Origin of the sequence: Oceanicola sp. 22II-s10i, assembly GCF_002210105.1 — a bacterium.
Lineage (GTDB): Bacteria > Pseudomonadota > Alphaproteobacteria > Rhodobacterales > Rhodobacteraceae > Pseudooceanicola.
Genome location: NZ_AQQU01000022.1, coordinates 1 through 20,270, shown reverse-complemented (window position 1 = coordinate 20,270; position 20,270 = coordinate 1). Strand labels below are relative to the sequence as shown.

Annotated in this window: 14 protein-coding genes; 11 read left to right on the top strand and 3 right to left on the bottom strand. The window is 69.4% G+C overall.

Annotated features, from left to right (window positions below; all coding sequences use genetic code 11):
* Positions 1-49: 49 nt before the first annotated feature.
* From gspD to ATO6_RS23785, 3 genes are read left to right on the top strand one after another with little or no spacing between them, the layout of a single operon-like run.
* The gene (gene gspD / locus ATO6_RS23795) at positions 50-2,020 is read left to right on the top strand and encodes a type II secretion system secretin GspD (protein ID WP_088626436.1); all 1,971 of its coding nucleotides are present in this window, start codon (positions 50-52) and stop codon (positions 2,018-2,020) included.
* The gene (locus tag ATO6_RS23790) at positions 1,959-3,467 is read left to right on the top strand and encodes a GspE/PulE family protein (protein ID WP_088626435.1); all 1,509 of its coding nucleotides are present in this window, start codon (positions 1,959-1,961) and stop codon (positions 3,465-3,467) included. The genes gspD and ATO6_RS23790 overlap by 62 nt, the downstream gene beginning before the upstream one ends.
* A gap of 10 nt (positions 3,468-3,477) precedes the next feature.
* Positions 3,478-4,698 carry a type II secretion system F family protein gene (locus ATO6_RS23785; RefSeq protein ID WP_176441082.1) on the top strand — a complete coding sequence of 407 codons (1,221 nt, stop codon included), beginning with the start codon at positions 3,478-3,480 and terminating at the stop codon, positions 4,696-4,698.
* Here the strand turns inward: ATO6_RS23785 and ATO6_RS23780 are convergent.
* Complete coding sequence (locus tag ATO6_RS23780) at positions 4,695-5,483, bottom strand: hypothetical protein (RefSeq protein ID WP_141102069.1); 789 nt, start codon at positions 5,481-5,483, stop codon at positions 4,695-4,697. The genes ATO6_RS23785 and ATO6_RS23780 overlap by 4 nt on opposite strands.
* Entirely contained in the window at positions 5,480-6,517 is a 1,038-nt protein-coding gene (locus ATO6_RS23775; RefSeq protein ID WP_088626433.1) for a replication initiator protein A, read from the bottom strand. The genes ATO6_RS23780 and ATO6_RS23775 overlap by 4 nt, the downstream gene beginning before the upstream one ends.
* 537 nt (positions 6,518-7,054) lie before the next feature.
* Here ATO6_RS23775 and ATO6_RS23770 point away from each other — a divergent pair.
* From ATO6_RS23770 to ATO6_RS23760, 3 genes are all read left to right on the top strand, one after another.
* Positions 7,055-8,473 (top strand): AAA family ATPase, encoded by a 1,419-nt coding sequence (locus tag ATO6_RS23770; protein WP_176441089.1) that lies wholly within the window; start codon positions 7,055-7,057, stop codon positions 8,471-8,473.
* Between the two features lie 59 nt (positions 8,474-8,532).
* A complete protein-coding gene (locus ATO6_RS23765) occupies positions 8,533-9,552 on the top strand; it encodes a ParB N-terminal domain-containing protein (protein WP_088626431.1) in 1,020 nt (339 codons plus the stop codon).
* Between the two features lie 167 nt (positions 9,553-9,719).
* Positions 9,720-12,266: a calcium-binding protein gene (locus ATO6_RS23760; RefSeq protein ID WP_141102068.1), complete on the top strand. Its 2,547-nt coding sequence runs from the start codon at positions 9,720-9,722 to the stop codon at positions 12,264-12,266.
* 22 nt (positions 12,267-12,288) lie between these two features.
* Here ATO6_RS23760 and ATO6_RS23755 read toward each other — a convergent pair whose 3' ends face one another.
* Entirely contained in the window at positions 12,289-13,038 is a 750-nt protein-coding gene (locus ATO6_RS23755) for an ABC transporter permease (RefSeq protein ID WP_254919265.1), read from the bottom strand.
* Between the two features lie 237 nt (positions 13,039-13,275).
* On the opposite strand from ATO6_RS23755, the gene ATO6_RS23750 reads away from it, so the two are divergent.
* Genes ATO6_RS23750 through ATO6_RS23730 form a run of 5 tightly spaced genes read left to right on the top strand, consistent with a single transcriptional unit; the run spans position 13,276 to position 19,993 of the window.
* Positions 13,276-14,688: a sugar transporter gene (locus ATO6_RS23750; protein ID WP_254919264.1), complete on the top strand. Its 1,413-nt coding sequence runs from the start codon at positions 13,276-13,278 to the stop codon at positions 14,686-14,688.
* A complete protein-coding gene (locus ATO6_RS23745) occupies positions 14,685-15,347 on the top strand; it encodes an ABC transporter ATP-binding protein (protein ID WP_088626428.1) in 663 nt (220 codons plus the stop codon). Before ATO6_RS23750 ends, ATO6_RS23745 begins: the two co-directional genes overlap by 4 nt.
* Complete coding sequence (locus tag ATO6_RS23740; protein ID WP_254919263.1) at positions 15,347-17,677, top strand: glycosyl transferase family 1; 2,331 nt, start codon at positions 15,347-15,349, stop codon at positions 17,675-17,677. The genes ATO6_RS23745 and ATO6_RS23740 overlap by 1 nt, the downstream gene beginning before the upstream one ends.
* Positions 17,678-17,701: 24 nt before the next feature.
* Positions 17,702-18,553, top strand: coding sequence for a hypothetical protein (locus ATO6_RS23735; protein ID WP_088626427.1), 852 nt, complete (start codon positions 17,702-17,704; stop codon positions 18,551-18,553).
* Between the two features lie 6 nt (positions 18,554-18,559).
* Positions 18,560-19,993, top strand: a complete 1,434-nt coding sequence (locus ATO6_RS23730) for a mannose-1-phosphate guanylyltransferase/mannose-6-phosphate isomerase (protein ID WP_088626426.1) — start codon at positions 18,560-18,562, stop codon at positions 19,991-19,993.
* Positions 19,994-20,270 lie beyond the last annotated feature (277 nt).

The window sequence follows — 20,270 nt, the reverse complement described above, 5'->3', positions numbered from 1 at the left end:
GACGCGGCGCAGAACCGTGCGGGGACAGGTTACAGAGCGGATCATCGAGATGACCAAGTTACGCGCGGGGATCGTCGCGATCCTGTTGGCCTTGGGTTTTGGCAGCGGCGCCGTGCCGGTGCCGGGCATGACCGTCACCCCGGCACGGGCACAGGTCAGCCTTGACCTGCGGGACGCCGACCTGCGGAGTTTCGTCGAAATCGTCTCCGAGGCGACCGGGCGGCGGTTCGTGATCGAACCCGGCGTGCGCGGCACCGTGACCGTGCTGGCCCCCGACACGCTGACCCCGGACGAGCTCTACGAGGTCTTTCTCAGCGTGCTGGAACTGAACCGGCTGACCATCGTGGACGGCAACGGCGCCGACCGGATCGTGCCCCTGGGCGTGGCCAAGGAGCTGTCGGCGGGCGTGCCGCCGGGCCTGCCCCGCGGGTTCGAGACGCGGGTGATCGAGGTGAACAACCTGCCCGTGGCCGAGGTGATCGAGGTGGTGCGCCCGCTGCTGCCCCCCGAGGCGGTGCTGACCCCGGTGCCGCGCTCGCGCCTGCTGATCCTGTCGGACCGGGCCGCCAACCAGGAGCGGATCGCGCGCCTGATCGCCAAGCTGGACCAGCCGCGCGAGGCGCCGATCCAGATGGTCCGGCTGAACAACGCCAATGCCGCCGAGGTTCTGGCCGTGGTGCAGTCGATGGACATCATCCCGCCCGGCGCCGCCGTCTCCGCCGACCGGCGGTCGAACGCGCTGGTGATCTCGGGCCCGCCCGAACTGGTCGAACAGATCCGCGTGCTGGCCGCGCGGCTCGACACCCAGCGGAACAACACCGTCTCGCACGCGGTCGGGCTGAACTATGCCGACGCGACCACGCTGGCCAGCGTGGTGCTGCAGGCGATCGAGGGCGGCGGCACCGGGGCCGAGGGCCAGCCGAACGACGGGCCGGTGCGCATCGTGCCCGAGGCGCAGACCAACACGCTGCTGATCACCGCGCCGCGCGAACGGCTCGACCAGATCGTGGCGATGATCCAGTATCTCGACCGCCGCCCGACGCAGGTGCTGGTCGAGGCGGTGATCTTCGAGATGTCGGTCGACGGCTATGCCGACCTGTCCGCCCAGTTCGGCGCGGTGCTGAACCAGGCCATCGGCGGCGGCGTGCAGTTCGCGCTCGGCAACGGGCGGCAGAGCCTGACCAGCGTCGTCGCCTCGCTGCGCGACGGCGGCACGCCGGACATCGGCGCGGGCGGCGCGATCGGCGGCTTCACCCGCTCGGGCGACAGCGGCATCGGCGGCTTCCTGACCGCCATCGCCTCGACCAATTCGACGAAGCTGCTCTCGACCCCGTCGATCCTGACCCTGAACAACCAGGAGGCGGAAATCGTGGTGGCGCAGAACGTGCCCTTCGTCACCGGCTCCTATTCCGCGACCGAGGGCGGGTCGGCGCAGAACCCGTTCCAGACCATCGAACGGCAGGACATCGGCCTGACCCTGAACGTCACGCCGCAGATCAACGCCGACCGCACGGTCAAGATGGTGATCAAGCAGGAGGTGTCGAACCTGACCAACAGCACCTCGAATTCCGGCGGCGAGATCACCGCGAAACGGGCGCTGTCGACCACCGCGCTGGTGCGCGACGGCAACGTGATCATGCTGGGCGGACTGCTGGAGGACGGCGACGGCACGGTCAATCAGCGGGTGCCCGGCATCTCGAAACTGCCGGTGGTCGGCGGTCTGTTCCGCGGCAAGAGCGCGTCCCGGAACCAGCGCGTTCTGCTGGTGCTGCTGCGGCCGCTGGTGATCAGCAACGACGCCGAGGCCGAGGCGATGACCCGCAAGCTGGCGCGCGAGGCCAAGAAGGCCAGCCTTGCGCTCGCCCCCCTCGATGAGGGACAGTATCCGCGGTCGGATGTCGGCACCCTGCCCTTCGACGGCGCCGACCTCAACCAGCCCTTCGACGTGGGAATTGTCGATGACTTCGCCCAGAGCCGGAACTTCCCGCCCCTCCCCACCCGGCTCCGGTTCCGCAACTAGGCTGCCCTTCGCCTTTGCCCGCGACCAGCAGGTCATCCTCGACGGCAGCCGGCTGATCGCCGGCCCCGGCGCCAGCACCCTGGGCCTGCGCGAGGCGCAGCGGCGCGGGGCCGCCCGCGGCGCGCTGACGCTGGAAGAACCCGATCAGGCCGGATTCGAGACCGAACTGGCCCGCGTCTACCGCGCGGGCGAAGGCGAAGAGGCGGCGGCGGGCGACGAGCTGCTGTTCGATCTGGAGGACGGCGCGGCGGGCGGCCGCCAGCGCGACCTGCTGGAGGATCCGGGCGAGGCGCCGGTGATCCAGCTGGTCAACCGGCTGCTCCGGCAGGCGGTGCTGTCGGGCGCCTCGGACCTGCACGTGGAACCGCACGAGGGGGGGCTGCGCGCCCGGACGCGGGTGGACGGGATGCTGCGCACCGTGATGGACCGCGCGGACGTGCCGGTCAGGCGCATCGTCTCGCGGCTCAAGGTGATGGCCGGGCTCGACATCGCGGAAACCCGGCTGCCACAGGACGGGCGCATCGCGCTGGCGCTCGGCGGGCGGCAGATCGACGCGCGGGTGTCGTCCCTGCCCGGCCATTACGGCGAACGCATCGTGCTCCGGATCCTCGACCGCTCCTCGGGGCTGATGCCGCTCGACGACCTGGGGCTTTCGGCGGCGCAACAGGCTCTGTTGCGGCGGCTTTCGGCGCTGCCCAACGGGATCATCCTGGCCACCGGGCCGACCGGCGCGGGCAAGACCACGACGCTCTATTCTCTGCTGCAGCTCGCCAACCGGAACGAACGCAACATCGTCACGGTCGAGGATCCGATCGAATACGACCTGCCCGGCATCTCGCAGTCCCAGATCAATGCCGAGATCGGCATGACCTTCGCCGCGGGCCTGCGCGCGACGCTCCGGCAGGACCCCGACGTGATCCTGGTGGGCGAGATCCGCGACGGCGAAACCGCCTCGACCGCGACACAGGCGGCGCTGACCGGGCATCTGGTGTTTTCCTCGCTGCATGCCAACGGATCCGTCGGCGCCGTGGTGCGGCTGCGCGACCTGGGGGTGGAGAACTTCCTGATCGCCGCGACGCTGAGGGGCGTGATCGCGCAGCGCCTGCTGCGGCGGCTCTGTCCCGAGTGCCGCGAGGCGCATGCCCCTTCGGCCGAGGAAGCCACGCATTTCACCCGCCACGGGCTGGCGGTGCCCGACGGGCTCTACGACGCGGCGGGCTGCGCCACCTGCGGCGGCACCGGCCATGCCGGGCGCAAGGGCGTGTTCGAGATGCTCGAGATCGGCGCCCGCCTGCGCGAGGCGATCGACGCGGGCGCGAACGAGACCGAGATGACGCGCCTCGCCCTCGGCGCGGACGAGACGCTGTTCGGGCAGGGCCTCGCCGCCGTGGCGGCGGGCGAGGTCAGCCTCTCCGAGACGCTGCGCGTCGTCGGCGACGTGGCCTGAGGCGGGCGCGGTGCGGGCCTTCAGCTATACCGCCTACACCGGCGAGGGGCACCGCAAGAGCGGCACCGTGGTGGCCGATACCGAGGCCGACGCGGCGGCGCAGCTGGCGGAAAAAGGTCTCTATGTCTCGGAAATGACGTCGCGGGCGATGCGTGGCGCGGGCGGGGGCCTGTCGCGGCTGACCGCGCGCCGGACCCGGCTGAACGCCGACCTGCAGGCCGTCTTCACCCGCCAGATGGCGGTGCTGCTCTCGGCCGAGCTCTCGGCCGAGGCCGCGCTCGAGGCGGTGCGCGCGGGCGGCCATCCCGCGCTCGACGCGGTGGCCGCCGAGGCACGCGCCGCGCTGCTGGAAGGCGCCGCGCTGTCCGAGGCGCTGTCGGACACCGGCGCGGGCTTTCCCCCCTATTACATCGCGGCTCTGCGGGCGGGCGAGACGGCGGGCGACCCGGCAGGGGTCTTTGCCGAACTGGCCGACCATCTCGAGACGCTGGGCACCGACAAGGCGCAGATCGCCACCGCCCTGGTCTATCCCGCCTTCGTCGCCGCCGTGTCGCTGCTGGTCTGCGGCATCCTGATGGTGTCGGTCGCGCCGCAGATCGTGGCGATGTTCGACATGGCCGGCCGCCCCCTGCCCGTTCTGACCCGCCGGGTTCTGGCGGTCAGCGATTTCGTCATCGACCACCGGATCGCACTGTCGGCGGTGGCCGGAGCGGTCGTCCTGCTCGGCTTCGCCTCGGGCCGGGTGCCCGCGCTGAAGGCGTTGCGCGACCGGGCGGTGCTGCGGCTGCCGCTGGCGGGGCGGCTGATGCGGCTGTCGGCATCGGTGCAGTACATGCGAACGCTGGCGCTGGTGCTGTCGGCCCGGCATACAGTCCCTAACGCGGTGGACACCGCCACCGGCGTGCTCGAGGTCGCCCGCTTCCGCCGCGAGGGCGAGGCGGTCGCCGAGGCCGTCCGTCAGGGCGAGACGCTGTCGACGGCGCTGGAGCGGCTCAGCGTGATCCCGCCCGTGGCCCGGCAGCTGATCCGCGCGGGCGAGGCCTCGGCCCGGCTGGCGCGGATGACGGAACGGGCGGCGGTGCTGGTGGAAAACGGGCTCTCGACCGAGCGCAAACGCATCGCGGCGCTGCTGGAGCCCGCGCTGATGATGCTGGTCGGGGCCTTCGTGCTGGTGGTCGTGCTGTCGGTGCTGCTGCCGATCTTCGACCTGCAGGCGGTGGTGGCGGGCTAGCCCCGGGGCAGCTGGGTCTCTGACCGCTTGCGCCGCTGCGCGAGCCCCCTTTTCAGCACCCTGTCATATCTCTCGTCGCCAGAACGCACCTTGCGGATCATCGTTCGGAATTCGTCCGGCTCCAGCCGGCCCGAGAGCATGCCGGTGATGACCCGCTCCAGAAGCCCCGCCTCCTTCAACGCCGCCAGAAGGCGATGCCCCATGAAGGGCGCGAGGTAATTCTGTACCGGATAGAAAGAGGCCAGCAGCCGCGCGGAATACATGTCCCGGGCGAAACGCGGATCGTAAAGAAGCTTCAGCTCGACCGGGGCGGAGCCCAGCGAGGCCGAAATGTCATCGAAGAAGATCTGGCGCTTGGCCAGTTCCTCGTCCCATTCCGGGCGTCGGCTCAGGTGCGGATCGGCGATATGCACCTGTGGAACGACCGCGATCGCGCGTTGCGCCCCGAGCGGACTGGCAAAGTGCAGCGCGCCGTACCCGCCCATGCTGGAGCCGTAGGTCACCCGGTCGGCATATGCGGCGCAGCGGTCCTCCACGGCAGAGACGAGATCGGGCATGTTCCGCATCTGCCACCAATGCCCGACCTTGGCCGTGAAATAGACAGCGGAGAAGCCTTCGCGCGGCAGGAAGGGATAGCCGAAGGCCTTGTAGGGCTCACCTTCCCGGATGAAGCTGCTGAAGGAAAAGACGACGGATGGGGTGTCGAACAGGCATGTCTCGATGAGGATGTCCTCATCCTCGTAGAATATCTCTTTCGGCGGCGGCAAGGCTGTCTCTCTGCTCATCCAGCACCTCCGGAGCCTTGCCCCCTGCGCTTGTCCAGCCAGCCCAGGAACGCACGTCCCGGCGCGTGCAGGCGCGGGGCCCCGGTGGCCCGCCAGACGCCTTCCCATTCCGCCACCAGCGCGTGGACATCCGCGCCGGGCCGGCGCGCCCGCGCCTCCTCCAGCACCTCGGCCGAGAGCGGCGGCGGGCGCTTCGGGGCGGTCTCGGGCACGGCGCCCGCGCGCGGGGCGAAGCGGATCAGGTCGCCCGGCTCCTCGCGCATGACGTAGTCGGGCAGGTGGTCGGCCTCGATCATGTCGCGCAGCATCTTGCGGAACACCCGGCGCGGCGAGGCGGATCCGGATTTCTTGAGCAGCGTGTCGACCGAGACGGACCAGCCCGCCTGCCGCCCGCAATGCTTGCGCGCCAGCTCGTAGATGCGCCGCTCGAGCGGCTTGCGCAGGCGGAAGTAGTCGCGCGACAGCGTCAGCACCGATTTCGACAGCACCGCCCGGAACAGCCAGTCCGACAGGGTGACGGCGACCGAGATCATCCGCCCGCCCCGGCTCTTGCGCACGATCTGCCAGCTTTCGATCAGCCCGAAGCCGGTGGTGACCTCGTGGCCGCCGGTCTCGATATTGGTGGTGATGCGGGTGCCCGCCAGCCGCTCGAACGCTTCGCGCAGGCGGCGATAGGCGTCGCCGGAGGTCTCGCGGTTGGTGGCCACCAGCAGGTCGTGGGCGCGCAGGTGCAGGCGGCGGCCGATCTGGCGGCCCTCGTTCAGCGCGGCCATCAGCTGGCTGATGCAGTAGATCAGGATGTCCTTGTCATGGATCGTCGCCAGCCCCTTGACCGAGGGGATGACCTCGATCCGGGTGCCGTTGTGGCCGTAGCTGAGGATCCGCCGGTCGGGCCGGGTGGCGAGCGAGAACATCGGATGTTCCATGCTGCCGAGATCGTCCTTGGGCGCAGCATCGAAGATGTCGCAGATGAAGAAATCCGCCGTCGGATGATGATCGGGCAAAAGGCCCGCGCCCTTCATCGCCCCGCTCATTGCGCTATCCGTCCCGTGGCCCGTGCCCTGGGTGTCATGCCGCTGTCCCGCCTGCGGGATCCGCCAGGGATCCCCTGCCCTGCCGGCGGTCTCTTGGCGGACCGGACCGGCAACGTGGTTTCGATGACACCCATCATGCGGCGCGGCGGGCCCTGCGTCCAGTCCGGCGCGCGGTGACGCCGCCCTGATGATCACTTCGGAGTCACCGCTTCGTGGGAGCGGAGTCGCCCGGACTCGTGGTTTCAGAATCGCCTCGGGTCAACGGCACGCTCCGAAAGCCAATGAAACAAGGGGGTTCCGGCAGACCTCCCGGAGCCGTAACACATATACTAACAGATTCTAACTTGGCAGGCGGGGCAGGATCACCCGCACGGGCGCGGCCTCAACCCCGCGCGGCCCCCCGGCGAACCACCAGAAATGCCATGAAAAAACCGAATCAGGCCGGGCCGTGTCGCATTAAGTTTGCCATGTAATGCCTTTTGCCATACTCTGCCGAAAACGTATTACATGACGGGCCGGGCAGCCATGAGCAAACGCATGACGGGATCGAGGGCCGGACGCCCCCTGACCGAAGCCGAGACGGCGGATCTGCCGCCCTATTTCAACATCGACCCCGACCGCGCGCTGGCCGAGCTGGGCCCCGAGGTGACCACCGGACGCTTTGCCGAGATCGCCGAGGCCTGCACGCGGGGCCGCGACGACCTGGCCGCACGGGGTCACGACGCCGAGGGCGGGCGGCGGCTGCGGCCGTTCTCGACATGGGAGATCACCCGCTACCTGATCCCGGTCGGCGCCGCGCATTTCCGCCGCGTGCTGCGGCAGAACCCGGACCTGCCGCAGGGCACCTCGGACACCGAGGGCGGGGCCAAGTGGTTCACCCTCGACGAGGTGCTGCGGCTCAGGGCGCATTTCGGCGCCGAGGGATCGCGGCAGCGCGAATACCTGCCCTACCGCCCCGCCGGCCTGCCCGCCAAGATGGTGGCGGTGGCGAACTTCAAGGGCGGCGTCGGCAAGACCTCGACCGCGGCGCACCTTGCCATGTCGGCGGCGCTCGACGGCTATCGGGTGCTGGTGATCGACCTCGACAGCCAGGGCTCGATGACCTCGATCTTCGGCGGCAAGGTCACCGACGAATGGGAGACGGTGTTCCCGCTGCTCGCGCGGCACTACGCCAGCCATCTGCAGGCCGAGAACCGCCGCCGGGCGGAACGGGACGAGGCGCCGCAGCCGCTCGACGACACGCTGAGCGCGGCGCTGGAGGTCCGGGCGGACCAGCTGGTGCGCAAGACCCACTGGCCCAACATCGACCTGATCGGCGCCCAGCTCGACCTCTACTGGGCCGAGTTCCAGGTCCCGGTCTGGCGGATGCAGGCGCGCGGCTGGAAGCTCTGGGAGGCGCTGGCCGAGACGCTGGAGGCCGACGGCATCCTCGGGCAGTACGACATCGTCTTCCTCGATACCCCCCCGGCCCTCGGCTACCTGACGATCAACGGGCTGGCCGCCGCCGACATCCTGCTGGTCCCGCTCGGGGCCTCGTTCCTCGAGTTCGACAGCACGGGGCGGTTCTTCGACATGCTGCACACCACCTTCGCCTCGATCGAGGAGGGCGAGAACCTGGCCGCCCGCGCGCTCGGGCGCGAGGGGATATCGTTCCAGTGGGACGCGGTGCGGGCGGTGGTGACCCGCTACGACGCCTCGCAGCAGGCGGAACTGGCGGCGCTGATGCAGGCCTATCTCGGATCCGCGCTCTCGCCGCACCGGCAGGGCTACACCGCGCTGATCGGGCAGGCGGGCGAGCAGGTGCGCGGCATCTACGAGGCCGATTACCGCGACTTCAACCGCGAGACCTATGCCCGCGGGCGCGAGACCTTCGATGCCACCTATGCCGCCTTCAAGTCGCTGCTGATCGGATCGTGGCGGCGCGACGAACAGGCCCGCGCCGAGGCGGCGGAATGACCGCCCGCCCTTCTACCCGGCGCGTTTCGCGCGCGAAACACCGCTGAAAGGACCGCCAGATGGCCAAACGCCGGCGTCTCGCCCCGCCCTCCCCCTTCCACTCCGACGCCACTGCGGGGACCGGTGCGAATGCGGATGCGCCCGACCCGGTCGCCCCGCCCCCCAGACGGTCAGCCGGCAGCTTTGCCCCGATCGCCTCGGTCGCGGGCGAAACCTCGGCTGCCGCCGCGCTCAGCGAACTGGCCGAGACGATCGAGGAGGCCCGGCGCGGCGGACGCATGGTGGTGGACCTGCCGCTCGACGCGGTCGAGGCGGATTACCTCGTGCGGGACCGGATCGTGGTCGACGAGGAGGAGATGCGCGTCCTGATGGAAAGCCTCGCGGCGCGGGGCCAGCAGACGCCGATCGACGTGACCGACTTGGGCGGCGGGCGCTATGGCCTGATCTCGGGCTGGCGGCGGCTCGAGGCGCTGCGGCGGCTGGCGGCCGAGGGGCGCGCGCCCGGCGGTGGTCATGTGCTGGCGCTGCTCCGGCGGCCCGAGGATGCGACCGAGGCTTATGTCGCGATGATCGAGGAAAACGAGATCCGCGTCGGGCTGAGCTATTACGAACGTGCCCGGATCGCTGCGCGTGCGGTGGATCAGGGCGTATTCGGGTCTGAACGCGACGCGCTGCGCGGCCTGTTCCACAGTGCCTCCCGCGCCAAGCGATCCAAGATCGGATCGTTTCTGACCATCGTCCGCAGCCTCGACGGGGCGCTGCGCCATCCCGCCGCGCTCGGGGAACGGGCGGGGCTCGTTCTGGCGCGCGCGCTCGACACCGATCCGGGCCTCGGCCCGCGGCTGAGAGCGGCGCTGGAGGCCGCGCCGCCCGCCTCGGCAGAGGCCGAGCTGAAGCGGCTGACCGCCGCCGCCACGTCGCGCAGGATGCCCGCCGAGGCGGCCCCTGCCCCGGCCCCTGCCGCCGCCCCCCAGGTGACGCTGGAGAGGCTCGACGACAACAGCCTGCGGCTGAGCGGTCCGGGCGTGACCGATGCGCTCGAGGCCGCGCTGGCCCGCTGGCTGGCTGGACGCGGCTGATCACGGCGGAGCCTGTGGGCGTTTCGCGCGCGAAACGCAGGGCATTCGACTCGTTTTAAGGGCAATCGCCCCCGAAACGCCGCAGGCGAGCACTGCCCCTGCCCCTGTTGCCCCGCACCCTGCCCGAGGCCGTCACCCTGACCGTGACCCAGGCCCCGGAGCGGGATATGCAGAAACTCCAGTTCAAAGAGACGCTGACCACCGGCTTCGGCACCGGATCGGCGCATGTGTCGATCCTGCCCACCGGGACGGACAGGGCGCGGGTCGTGGATCACCTCGCCGGCACCGCCACCGACGTCCGGCTTGGCGCCTCGCTTGTCCGGACAGGGACCGGCACGCTCGACGCGGGCGAGCGGCTGGCCTTCGGCGGCATGGCGGGCGAGGTGCCGCTGGCGCTGCTCGGGGCGCTGCAGGGCGCGGCGGCGGGCAGCGCGGGCGGCTCGGCCACGGCCTATCTGAACGGCACGGTCAGCCATATCCTGTCGGCGCCGATGACCGCGGCCCGGATCGGCGGGCAGGACATGCTGTTCGCCACCGCGCGCGTCGCGCAGCAGATCAGTGCCTTTGCCCTGGACACGAACGGCGGGGTCACGGCGCTTGCGGGCACCGGAACCTCGGGCGAGGCCTATGGCGCCGCGCTGTCGGCGCTCGGCACGGTGTCTTCGGGCGGCGCCGATTTCCTCTACACGGCCTCGGGCATGTCGGACGGACTGACCGGCTACCGGATCGGGGCGAACGGCGGGCTGACGCGGGTCGAGAGCTATGGGGTCGATGAAAGCCTGCCGGTGCATGCTCTGACCGCACTGGAGGGCATCACGGCCGGCGGCACGGGCTGGCTGATCGCGGCGGCGGCGGGCAGTTCGAGCCTGACGGTGATGCGGGTCGCGGGCGGTGGCAAGCTGACCGTCACGGATCATGTCCTCGACGATCTCGGCACCCGCTTTGCCGGGGTCTCGGCGCTCGAGGTGGTCGCGGCGGGGGGGCGGGTCTTCGTGCTGGCAGCGGGCACCGACGACGGGCTGTCGCTGTTCACGCTGATGCCGAACGGGCGATTGCTGCATGTGGACAGCGTCGCGGATGCGGCGGGGGTGGCGCTGGACAATCCGTCGGGGCTGTCCGCGCAGGTCGTGGGCGGGACACTCGAGATCCTCGTGACCGCCGCGGGCGAGGGCGGTCTGAGCCGGTTCAGTCTCGATCTGACGCAGATGACGGCGCCCCGGACACAGGCCACGGGCCTGCTGGAGGGGGGCGGCGGGGACGATCTGCTGACCCTCACCGGCGCGGGCGAGCTGCGCGGCGGGGCAGGCGACGACATCCTCGTCGACGGAGCCGGCAGCGGCCGGATGAGCGGCGGGGCAGGGGAGGACACGTTCGTATTGCGGGCGGACGGGGCGCGCGACGTGATCCTCGATTTCGAGATCGGGCAGGACCGGCTGGACCTGTCGGCCTGGACCCGGTTCTACGACCGCTCGGAGCAGTCGGTGCAGACCGGTTCCGGCGGCAGCCTGATCCTGCGGCACGGCACGGAAGAACTGGAGCTGCGGCCCGCGCAGGGGAGGCTGCGGGCCTCGGACGCGGACCGGCTGGACATCGTGGCGCTGAGCCGGGTGGATGTCCTGCGCGCCCCGCGCGAGGTCAGCGACCCCGAGCCGGTGCCCGAGCCCCCCGCCCCGGCGCCTGCGCCCGCTCCCGTTCCGGCCCCGACACCTGCCCCGTCACCCGCGCCCGCGCCTGCTCCGGCCCCGACACCTGCGCCCGCCCCCGAACCGTCACCGGCCCCCGAACCTGCGCCGTCTCCGTCTCCGACCCCCGCCCCCGAACCCGGTCGGCTGGTCAAGGGCGGCACGGGTCCGGACGCCCTCACCGGCGGCGGCGGTGCGGATTTCATCGATGCCGGGGGCGGGGACGACACGATCTTCGGCGGCGCGGGCGACGATTCCATCCTCGGGCGCGACGGCAACGACGTGATCCGGGGCGGGGCAGGGCGCGACAACATCGCGGCCTCGGACGGCGACGACCAGGTCTATGGCGAGGACGGGCACGATCTGCTGGGCGGCGGCCATGGTCACGACACGGTCGAGGGCGGCGCGGGCAACGATGTCATCGGCACCGGCAGCGGACACGACCTGCTGATCGCGGGCGACGGCGACGACACCGTCTCGGGCGGATGGGGCCACGACACGGTCAAGGGCGGCGACGGCGACGACGAGATGGCGGGCAGCTATGACGCCGATACGGTCAAGGGCGGTGCGGGCGACGACATGATCGGGGGCGGCACCGGCAACGACGTGATCGAGGGCGGCATCGGCAACGACATGATCGGGGCGGGCGACGACGACGACCGGGTGCTGGGCGAGGCGGGGAACGATTTCCTCGGCGGCGGGGCAGGGGCGGACACGATGCTGGGCGGCGAGGGCGACGACCGTCTGAACGGCGGCAGCGGCGACGACCGGATGGCGGGGGGCACCGGCGGAGACGAGTTCATCTTCACCGCGTTCGCTGCGGGCGAACGGGACGTGATCTTCGATTTCACCCCCGGCGAGGACGTGATCCGGATGCACGGCATCCAGGGCGCGGGCATGGCCGGGCGGTTCGACGCGCTCGCCCCCCATGCCGAGGGCGGATCCACGGTGCTCGGCTGGAAGGGGCATGTGATCGTTCTGGAGGGGATCGCGCCGGACGAGCTCGGACCGGGCGATTTCCTCTTTCTGTGAGCGTGTTTGCGTGGCCGCGGGGTCAGTCGTTGATCATGTCCCGGTAATGGCTGTTCAGGAAGATCAGGCCGAGGCAGAAGGTGATCAGCGAGATTCCAAAGACGTAGAGCGGTGAGACATAGGTTGCGTCGTAGGTGGCAAAAACCCCCTGCCGTGTCTGCCCGACGAGGTGGACAAGCGGATTCCACCACAGCCAGTTCTGGTAGGGTTGCGGCACGGTGTCGAAGGTGAAAAGCACGCAGGACAGCAGGACCAGCGGCCGGGTGAGGACACCCCAGATCTTCTCCCAGGTCGGTGAAACCCACATCAGGTAGCAGTTCAGCGTGCCCATGCCGGTGGCCAGCGCAAGCGTCATGAGCAGCCCGAGCGCGATGGCGGGAATGTCCAGGATCATGTCCAGGTCGTAGAACACGATGATCCCGGACATCACCACCAGGAACACCATCAGCTGCGTGATCGCGTTCAGCAGGACTCGTGCCACGATCGCGTCGAGATAGGTCACGCCGGGATAGAACAGCAGTGGCTTGGAAAACCGGATGGCCGTCGCCACCCGCTGGTGGATGGACATCCATGCCATGAACGGCAGCATGCCCGAGGCATAGAAAATCGCGAAATTGGTCCCGATCGGCGGCGAGCGCAGGGCAAGCGAGAAGACGAAGGTCAGCAGCATGATCCCGGCGGCGGGTTCCAGGATCGCCCAGAGATAGCCGATGATCGACCGGCCATAGGTGGTCGACATCTCGCGCATGAGCAGGGCCAGGATGGTGCGCATTCCGCGCAGCCGGGCAGGTTTGAGGGGCAAAGGTGCCGCATTGTTGTTTACATCGGTCATCGGTACTCTGATATCGCTCAGCCGTGGCAGGATCTTCCGTAGGGCGCCCTGCTTCATGAAGCATAGACTTGGAGACCCAGTTTGGAAAAGCCTTCCAAGGACAAGGGTAAAATCCCTGAGCCGCAGAAAGATGTCGAGCCGAAGAGCACTGCGGAAAATGCCGCCGGGCCCCGGTTGGTGGCGACAACGCTGACTCCAGCCGAAGCCGCGAGTGTCGCCGAGGAAAAGGCCGAGGCGGCGCGCGCGGCGGGTGCGGCGGCCAAGTCGGCGCGCGCGGCGGCGGAAACGATCGAGGACGAGGCGGAGAGGGCCGAGGCCATGCGCCGGGTCCAGAGCCTGACGATGGCGGCTGCGCAGGCCGCGCAGGACGCCGCGCAGGCCGCGAAGGAGAAAGCCGAGGTCACCGCATCCGCGCAGAAGGCCGCGGAAGTCAGGGCCCGGTCGCGGCTGGAGGAAGATGGGAAGGCGGCGGTGCCGATGGCGGGCCGTGCAAGACTGCGCCTGCGCCATGTAGTTCTGGGCCTGAGCTTCCTCATCTGCGTCTGCGCGCCGCTCGCGGTGACCGCGTGGTATCTCTATGCGGTGGCGAAGGACCAGTACGCCAGTTCGGTCGGCTTCGCGGTCCGCACCGAGGAGGTCGGATCGGCGATCGAGCTTCTGGGCGGGATCACCGAACTGTCGGGGTCCAGTTCGTCCGACACCGACGTGCTGTACGAATTCATCCAGAGCCAGAACATGGTGCGGGCGATCAATGCCAGGGTCGACCTGCGGGTCGCCTATCACCAGCCGTCGGATCCGGTCTTCGGCATTCCCTCGGATGTCCGTATCGAGGATGTCGTCGATTACTGGCAGCGGATGGTCAAGGTCTTCTACGACCGGGCGTCGGGCCTGATCGAGATCCGGGTGCTGGCCTTCGATCCCGACACCGCGCAGGAAATCGCGCAGGCGATCTTCGACGAGAGCAGCGACATGATCAACCAGCTCTCGGCGATCGCGCGGAGCGACACGACCCGCTATGCGCGCGATGAGCTGAACAGCGCCATCGAGCGGCTGAAGGACGCCCGCGGCGCGGTCACGGCCTATCGGATCCGCACCCAGATCATCGACCCGGTCACCGACATCCAGGGCCGGATGGGGCTGGTCAACTCGTTGCAGACCCAGCTGGCCGAAGCGCTGATCGAGCTTGATCTCGTCCGCCGGACCAGCCCCGAGACCGACCCCCGCGTGGTACAGGCCGAACGCCGGGTCGAGGTGATCCGCGAACGTCTCGCCGCGGAACGCAAGCGGTTCTCGGAAGGCGGCGACGACGAGTCCGTGTCCTATTCCTCGCTTGTCAGCGAATACGAGGGGCTCGCGGTCGAACAGGAATTCGCCGAGAAGGCCTATCTCTCGGCGCTCGCCGCCTTCGACACCGCACAGGCCGAGGCGCAGAGGAAGTCGCGCTACCTGGCGACCTATATCGACCCTACCGTGGCGGAAAGTTCGAAGTTTCCGAAGCGGATGAATATCCTCGGCATCCTCGGGGCGGTCCTGTTCCTGGGCTGGGCGATCGCCGTCATGGTCTACTATTCGATCCGGGACCGCAGATGATCCGACTGGAGAACCTGTCGAAGACCTACCTGTTGCACGGCAAGCGGAAGGTGGTGGCAGACAACATCAACCTGACCATCCCGGACCGCACCGGCTTTGCGATCATGGGCCGCAACGGGGCCGGGAAATCGACCCTGCTCAGGCTGATCGCGGGCACGATGAAGCCGGATTCCGGCCGGGTGATCTCGACCGGCACGATCTCGTGGCCGGTCGGTTTCGCCGGGTCGTTCCACGGCGATCTGACCGGGGTGCAGAACACCCGCTTCATCGCCCGGGTCTACGGGGTGGACACGACCGAGCTTTGCCGGTTCGTGGAGGATTTCGCCGGGCTGGGCCAGCACTACAACCTGCCGGTGCGCAGCTATTCCTCGGGGATGCGCTCGCGGCTCGCCTTCGGGATTTCGATGGGAATCCAGTTCGACACCTATCTGGTGGACGAGGTCATGGCCGCGGGGGACGCGTCGTTCCGGGCCAGGAGCGACGCCCTGTTCCACGAGCGGGTGAAGGACAGCGCGGTGGTCATGGTCACACATAATTTTAACGAAATTCGTCGACTTTGCTCGCAGGCCGCGGTGCTGGAAAACGGGCGGCTGGACCTGTTCGACGATGTGGAGGAAGCCATCCGTTACCATCACGCATTGATGAATGTGACCGGCTGATGACGGGGAACACGGGGGCGGGACGCCCGCCCGGACCGGTGGTGGTCATGGCCGTGTTCGAGCCTGATCCGGTCCATCTCCGCCAGCAGATCGCGTCGATCGCGGGGCAGGACCTGGCACCGTCGCGACTGGTGGCGGTCATTGCCGACACGGTCTCGGAGCCCGAGGTGCGAGAGGCGGCGGCCGCCGCCGGGATCGAGCCGGTGATCGTGATGCCCGATGCCCCGCTGGATGCGGTGAGGGCGTTCGAGACGGGACTGGGCCGCGCGCTCGAACTGACCTCCGACACCCCCGATGCGCTGATCGCCCTGTCCGATCAGGACGACGTCTGGCACCCCGACCGGCTGTCCGCGGGGGCCGGGCGCCTGAACGAGAGCGGGGCCGACCTGGTGCATTCCGACGCCCGGCTGATCGACGGGGCAGGGGCGGACCTGCACCCGTCGATGTTCGCGCTGGAGCGGCGCGAGCCGCGGCCGGGCCTGCGCGGTCTGCTCTATCGGAACACGGTGACCGGCATGACGGTCCTCATGCGCCGCGGTCTGGTCGAACTGGCGCTGCCGTTTCCCCCGCAGTCGGGGCTGCATTTCTACCACGACCTCTGGCTGGCGCTGGTGGCTGAGGCGACGGGCGGGATCGCCCGGATCGACCGCCCCCTGGTCGATTACCGCCAGCATGGCGGCAATGCGATCGGCGCGGTCGACCGGCGCAAAGGCGCCCTCGGGCGGATCCTGCGCCGGATCCGCCGCCCGCGCTTCGGCAAGGAATGGGTCCGCGTTCAGGCCGGTCCCTATGCGCTGTCCCGCTACCTCGCCGCCGCGCTCGACGACCGGATCCGGGATGCCAGGGGCGAGGCGCCCGCGGCTGGCGGCCTGAAGCAGCTCAGACCCTATCTCGGCGCCCGCGGCGGCTTCTGGCGGCATCTCGGGGCGACGTCGGGCTATGCGCTGCGGCTGCGTCCCGATCTCGCGGTCATCGCCTTGGGGCATACCGCCATGGCACTGGTGCGGCAGGGCTGGGTCCTGCTGAACGCTCTGGGGCAGGGGGCCGCACAGTGGCGCCACGACTTCGACGGCAAGCTGTTCTCGCTGTCGCCGGGGGTCATGCCGCCCCGGTTCGCCGAGGCCGAGGTCAGTCAGGCGCCGCAGTCCTTTTCCAAGATTGTCGATCCGCGGACGCGCCTCAGGGTGCCGGTGCGGCTCGAGGCGCCGGAACCCGCCTTTGTCGTGCTGGTCCCGAGCCTCAACCCGTCCGAGGCCTACGCGGGCATCGCCACGGCGCTGGACATCGGGCTGGGGATCGCGGGGCGGGGGCATCGGGTGCGGTTCGTGGCCACGGATCTCGCCGTCATGTCGCACGAGGTGTCGCGCCGCTTTCTCGAGGGGCGGATCCGGGCGGACGCCCGTGCGCAGACGGGGTCGCGGATCTCGCTGCATTGCGCCGTGCGCGGCGAACGCAGCGAGGGGGCGCTGTTCCTGAACCCCGACGACAGGCTGATGGCCACCGCGTGGTGGACGGCGCACATCGCGCGGGACCTGATCGCGGAACAGGCTCTGACCCGGCAGGATTTCGTTTATCTGCTGCAGGATTTCGAGCCGAACTTCTATCCTTGGGGCGCCGATTACGCCGAGGCGTGGAAAAGCTATGGCTTCCGGTTCCGGCCGGTCTTCAACACCACCCTCCTGCGCGACTATTTCGCGGGGCAGGGCTTTGGCTTTGCCGCGGACGCGCCGGCCTTCCGGCCCTCGATCGCCCTGGATCGATATGCCGGGACGGAACGTCCGGAGCGGGAGGCCGGCCGGCCACGGCGGTTGGTCGTCTATGGTCGCCCCGGTGTGGCGCGCAACATGTTCCCGACCGTCATCACCGCGCTTTCCGCCTTTATCGAGACGCACGGGCTGGGGCCCGCGCAGTTGGAGGCGGTCTCGGTCGGACAGCGTCACGGCCCGGTTTCCCTGCCGAACGGCATCGTCCTGCAGGGGCTGGGCAAGCTGCCCTGGGACGATTACCCGGCCTTCCTCCTGGGCTGCGATCTGGGCGTATCCCTGATGTTGTCGCCGCATCCCAGCCATCCGCCGCTGGAAATGGCGGCGTCCGGGGTGCGCGTGGTCACCAACCGCTTCGGCCCCAAGGATCTGTCGCATCTGTCCGGGGCTATCCTGTCGGCGGCCCCGGATGCCGGGTCGGTGGCCGAGGCGCTCGGCCGGGCCTGGACCGCGCCGCCGGTCACCGCGGCCGAGCGGCGGGTCGCGCTGGAGGCCCTGGGCCAGCCACTCGGCGAGGTGATCGACCTGCTCGCCTCGGAGCTGGCCCTGTCGGAACCCATCACCTGAGACGTTTTTCAAGCAAGAGAGTTCATGCTCAGAACCATACTTCTCCATGTCGGCTCGCCCAAATGCGGCTCGACCTACCTGCAGAGGGTCCTTCTGCGGAACCAGGCCAGGCTCGGTGCCGCCGGCATCGCCTATCCGCACAACGGCGGGAACCACCCCGGCAATGCCGCGGGCCTGCGCGGCATTACCGGCGAGACGCTCGATATCGTGGCCAAGGGCGCGCACACGCTCGTGCTCAGCCACGAGGATCTCTTCGCCGCCTTCAAGGACGGGCAGTCGCTGTCAGAGACGGTGACCGAGCGCGGGCTGGACTTGCACCTGCTCGTCTTTCTGCGGCCGTTCAGCGGTTTCGTCTTCGGCGATTACTCGCAGTTCATGAAGCAGCATTTCGACAGCTACGTCAGTACGCGCACCCCCTACGAGGGACGCAGCTTCGAGGAGTTCACGGTCTACCGGTCGCGCGTGCTGGCGGTGAACGGGTGGATCAAGGGCTGGCAGCGGCAGTTTCCCGGCGCCTCGATGACCATCGCCAACGTGCGCGATATCCGGCGGGTGGTCGCGCCGCTGCTGCCGGGGGCTGATCTGGACTGGGAGGTGCCGGTCGATGCGACGAACCCCTCTCTCCGGATGGAGGATTGCGACCGGCTCGCCATGGCCATCCGCGACCCCGACGTGTCCCGCTGGAGGCTGAGCGACATGCTGAAAGAGGCTCTGAAGAAGGCCGGTTGCCCCGATGCCGGCCGGACACCGGAGCGGATCGCCTGGATCGAGGCGATTTTCGGCAAGCAGAACGCCGACCTTCTGGAGAGCTTCGGGTTTGACAATCGCCTGTCGGAGGCCAAGGTTGCGCCCGAGCCGGTCACGCTGAAAGGATAACCGGGCATGTCCATCGTTCCCGTATTGCTGGCCGGCGGCGCCGGCACCCGCCTGTGGCCGCTGTCGCGGCGGAGTTTCCCCAAGCAGTTCGCCCCCCTGACCGGCGAGGAGAGCCCGTTCCAGATGGCCCTGCGGCGGATGTCCGGCCCGGGATGGTCCGCACCGCTGGTGATCACCGGCGCCGATTTCCGTTTTGTCGCGACCGAGCAGATGGCGGCGGCGGGAGCCGGGGACGGCACCGTGCTGATCGAGCCCGAGGGGCGCAACACGGCGCCTGCCGTGCTGGCCGCCGCCTGCTGGCTTGAGACGCGCGATCCGGATGCGCTGATGATGGTGGCCCCCTCGGACCACTCCATTCCCGACACCGCCGCCTTTGCCGCCGCGGTGGAAACCGGGCGGCTCCGCGCCGAGGTCGGAGACCTGGTGACCTTCGGCATCGCCCCGGACCGGCCCGAAACGGGCTATGGCTGGCTGGAGCTCGATCGGACGCCGGAGGGAGCCGCCGCCGTGCCGCTGCGCCGCTTCGTCGAAAAACCCGATGCTGCGCGGGCGGCCGAGATGCTGGCCACGGGCCATTACCTGTGGAACGCGGGCCTGTTCCTGTTCTCGGTCCGCGCGATCCTCGCAGCCTTCGAGCGTCATGCGCCCGAGATGATCGCCCCGGTGCGCGCCGCCGTGGCCGGTGCGCGGAGCGACCTGAACTTCCTGCGGCTGGACCCGGAAGCCTGGTCGGGCCTGCCCGACATCTCGATCGACTACGCGGTGATGGAAAAGGCCGAAAACCTGTCGGTCGTACCGTATCGGGGTCGATGGTCGGACCTCGGGGACTGGGCCGCCATGCAGCGCGAACTGCCGCAGGACGCCGCGGGAAACGCGCTGTCGGGCCCGGTGACCGCGCTTGGCTGCCAAGACAGCCTGATCCGTTCCGAGGATCCGGAACTGAACGTGGTGGGCATCGGACTCGAGGGGATGACCGTGGTGGCGATGCGCGACGCGGTGCTGGTCGCGGCGCCGGGTCGCGGGCAGGAGGTCAAGCAGGCGGTGAGCGCGCTGCGCGAGGCGGGCGCGCGCCAGGCCGAGGATTTCACCTGGGACATGCGCCCCTGGGGCCGGTTCGAGACACTGGCGCGGGGCGAGCGGTTCCAGGTCAAGCGGATCGTGGTCAAGCCGGGCGGGGTGCTGAGCCTCCAGTCGCACCTGCACCGGTCCGAGCACTGGATCGTCGTCTCGGGCACCGCGAAGGTCACCATCGGCGACACCGAGCGGCTGGTGACCGAGAACGAGAGCGTCTACGTCCCGCTTGGCGCGAAACACCGGATGGAGAACCCCGGACGCCTGCCGATGGTGCTGATCGAGGTCCAGACCGGCGCCTATCTGGGCGAGGACGACATCACCCGCTACGAGGACGTCTACGCCCGCGGCGGGGGGGCGAGGGGGTAGTCGCGCGGCAGTCCGGGCAGTCCGGGTCCGATGCCGTCCGGAGCGGGCAGGGGGGCTGATACCCGCGTCCGGCGCTTCCGCCAGGCGTCGGCTTCGGCCACCGTCTCTTCACTGATCCGCTCCCCGGATTGTCGTCGTTCAGACGCGAGCTCGGTTCCGGGTCTGGTGAAGGCCGGAGATTGAGCCGCTTGAATTACATAATGTTGATTATTCGAAGGCGATATGTACGCGCAAAGTTAAAATGTCCCACATCTGCAAAGTAGAAATGTCACACTTC

Coding starts and splice junctions, on each gene's coding strand:
- gspD (WP_088626436.1), top strand. CDS start 50: ATGACCAAGTTACGCGCGGGGATCGTCGCGATCCTGTTGGCCTTGGGT.
- ATO6_RS23790 (WP_088626435.1), top strand. CDS start 1,959: ATGACTTCGCCCAGAGCCGGAACTTCCCGCCCCTCCCCACCCGGCTCC.
- ATO6_RS23780 (WP_141102069.1), bottom strand. CDS start 5,483: ATGAGCAGAGAGACAGCCTTGCCGCCGCCGAAAGAGATATTCTACGAG.
- ATO6_RS23775 (WP_088626433.1), bottom strand. CDS start 6,517: ATGAGCGGGGCGATGAAGGGCGCGGGCCTTTTGCCCGATCATCATCCG.
- ATO6_RS23770 (WP_176441089.1), top strand. CDS start 7,055: ATGACGGGATCGAGGGCCGGACGCCCCCTGACCGAAGCCGAGACGGCG.
- ATO6_RS23765 (WP_088626431.1), top strand. CDS start 8,533: ATGGCCAAACGCCGGCGTCTCGCCCCGCCCTCCCCCTTCCACTCCGAC.
- ATO6_RS23760 (WP_141102068.1), top strand. CDS start 9,720: ATGCAGAAACTCCAGTTCAAAGAGACGCTGACCACCGGCTTCGGCACC.
- ATO6_RS23755 (WP_254919265.1), bottom strand. CDS start 13,038: ATGCGCACCATCCTGGCCCTGCTCATGCGCGAGATGTCGACCACCTAT.
- ATO6_RS23745 (WP_088626428.1), top strand. CDS start 14,685: ATGATCCGACTGGAGAACCTGTCGAAGACCTACCTGTTGCACGGCAAG.
- ATO6_RS23740 (WP_254919263.1), top strand. CDS start 15,347: ATGACGGGGAACACGGGGGCGGGACGCCCGCCCGGACCGGTGGTGGTC.
- ATO6_RS23735 (WP_088626427.1), top strand. CDS start 17,702: ATGCTCAGAACCATACTTCTCCATGTCGGCTCGCCCAAATGCGGCTCG.
- ATO6_RS23730 (WP_088626426.1), top strand. CDS start 18,560: ATGTCCATCGTTCCCGTATTGCTGGCCGGCGGCGCCGGCACCCGCCTG.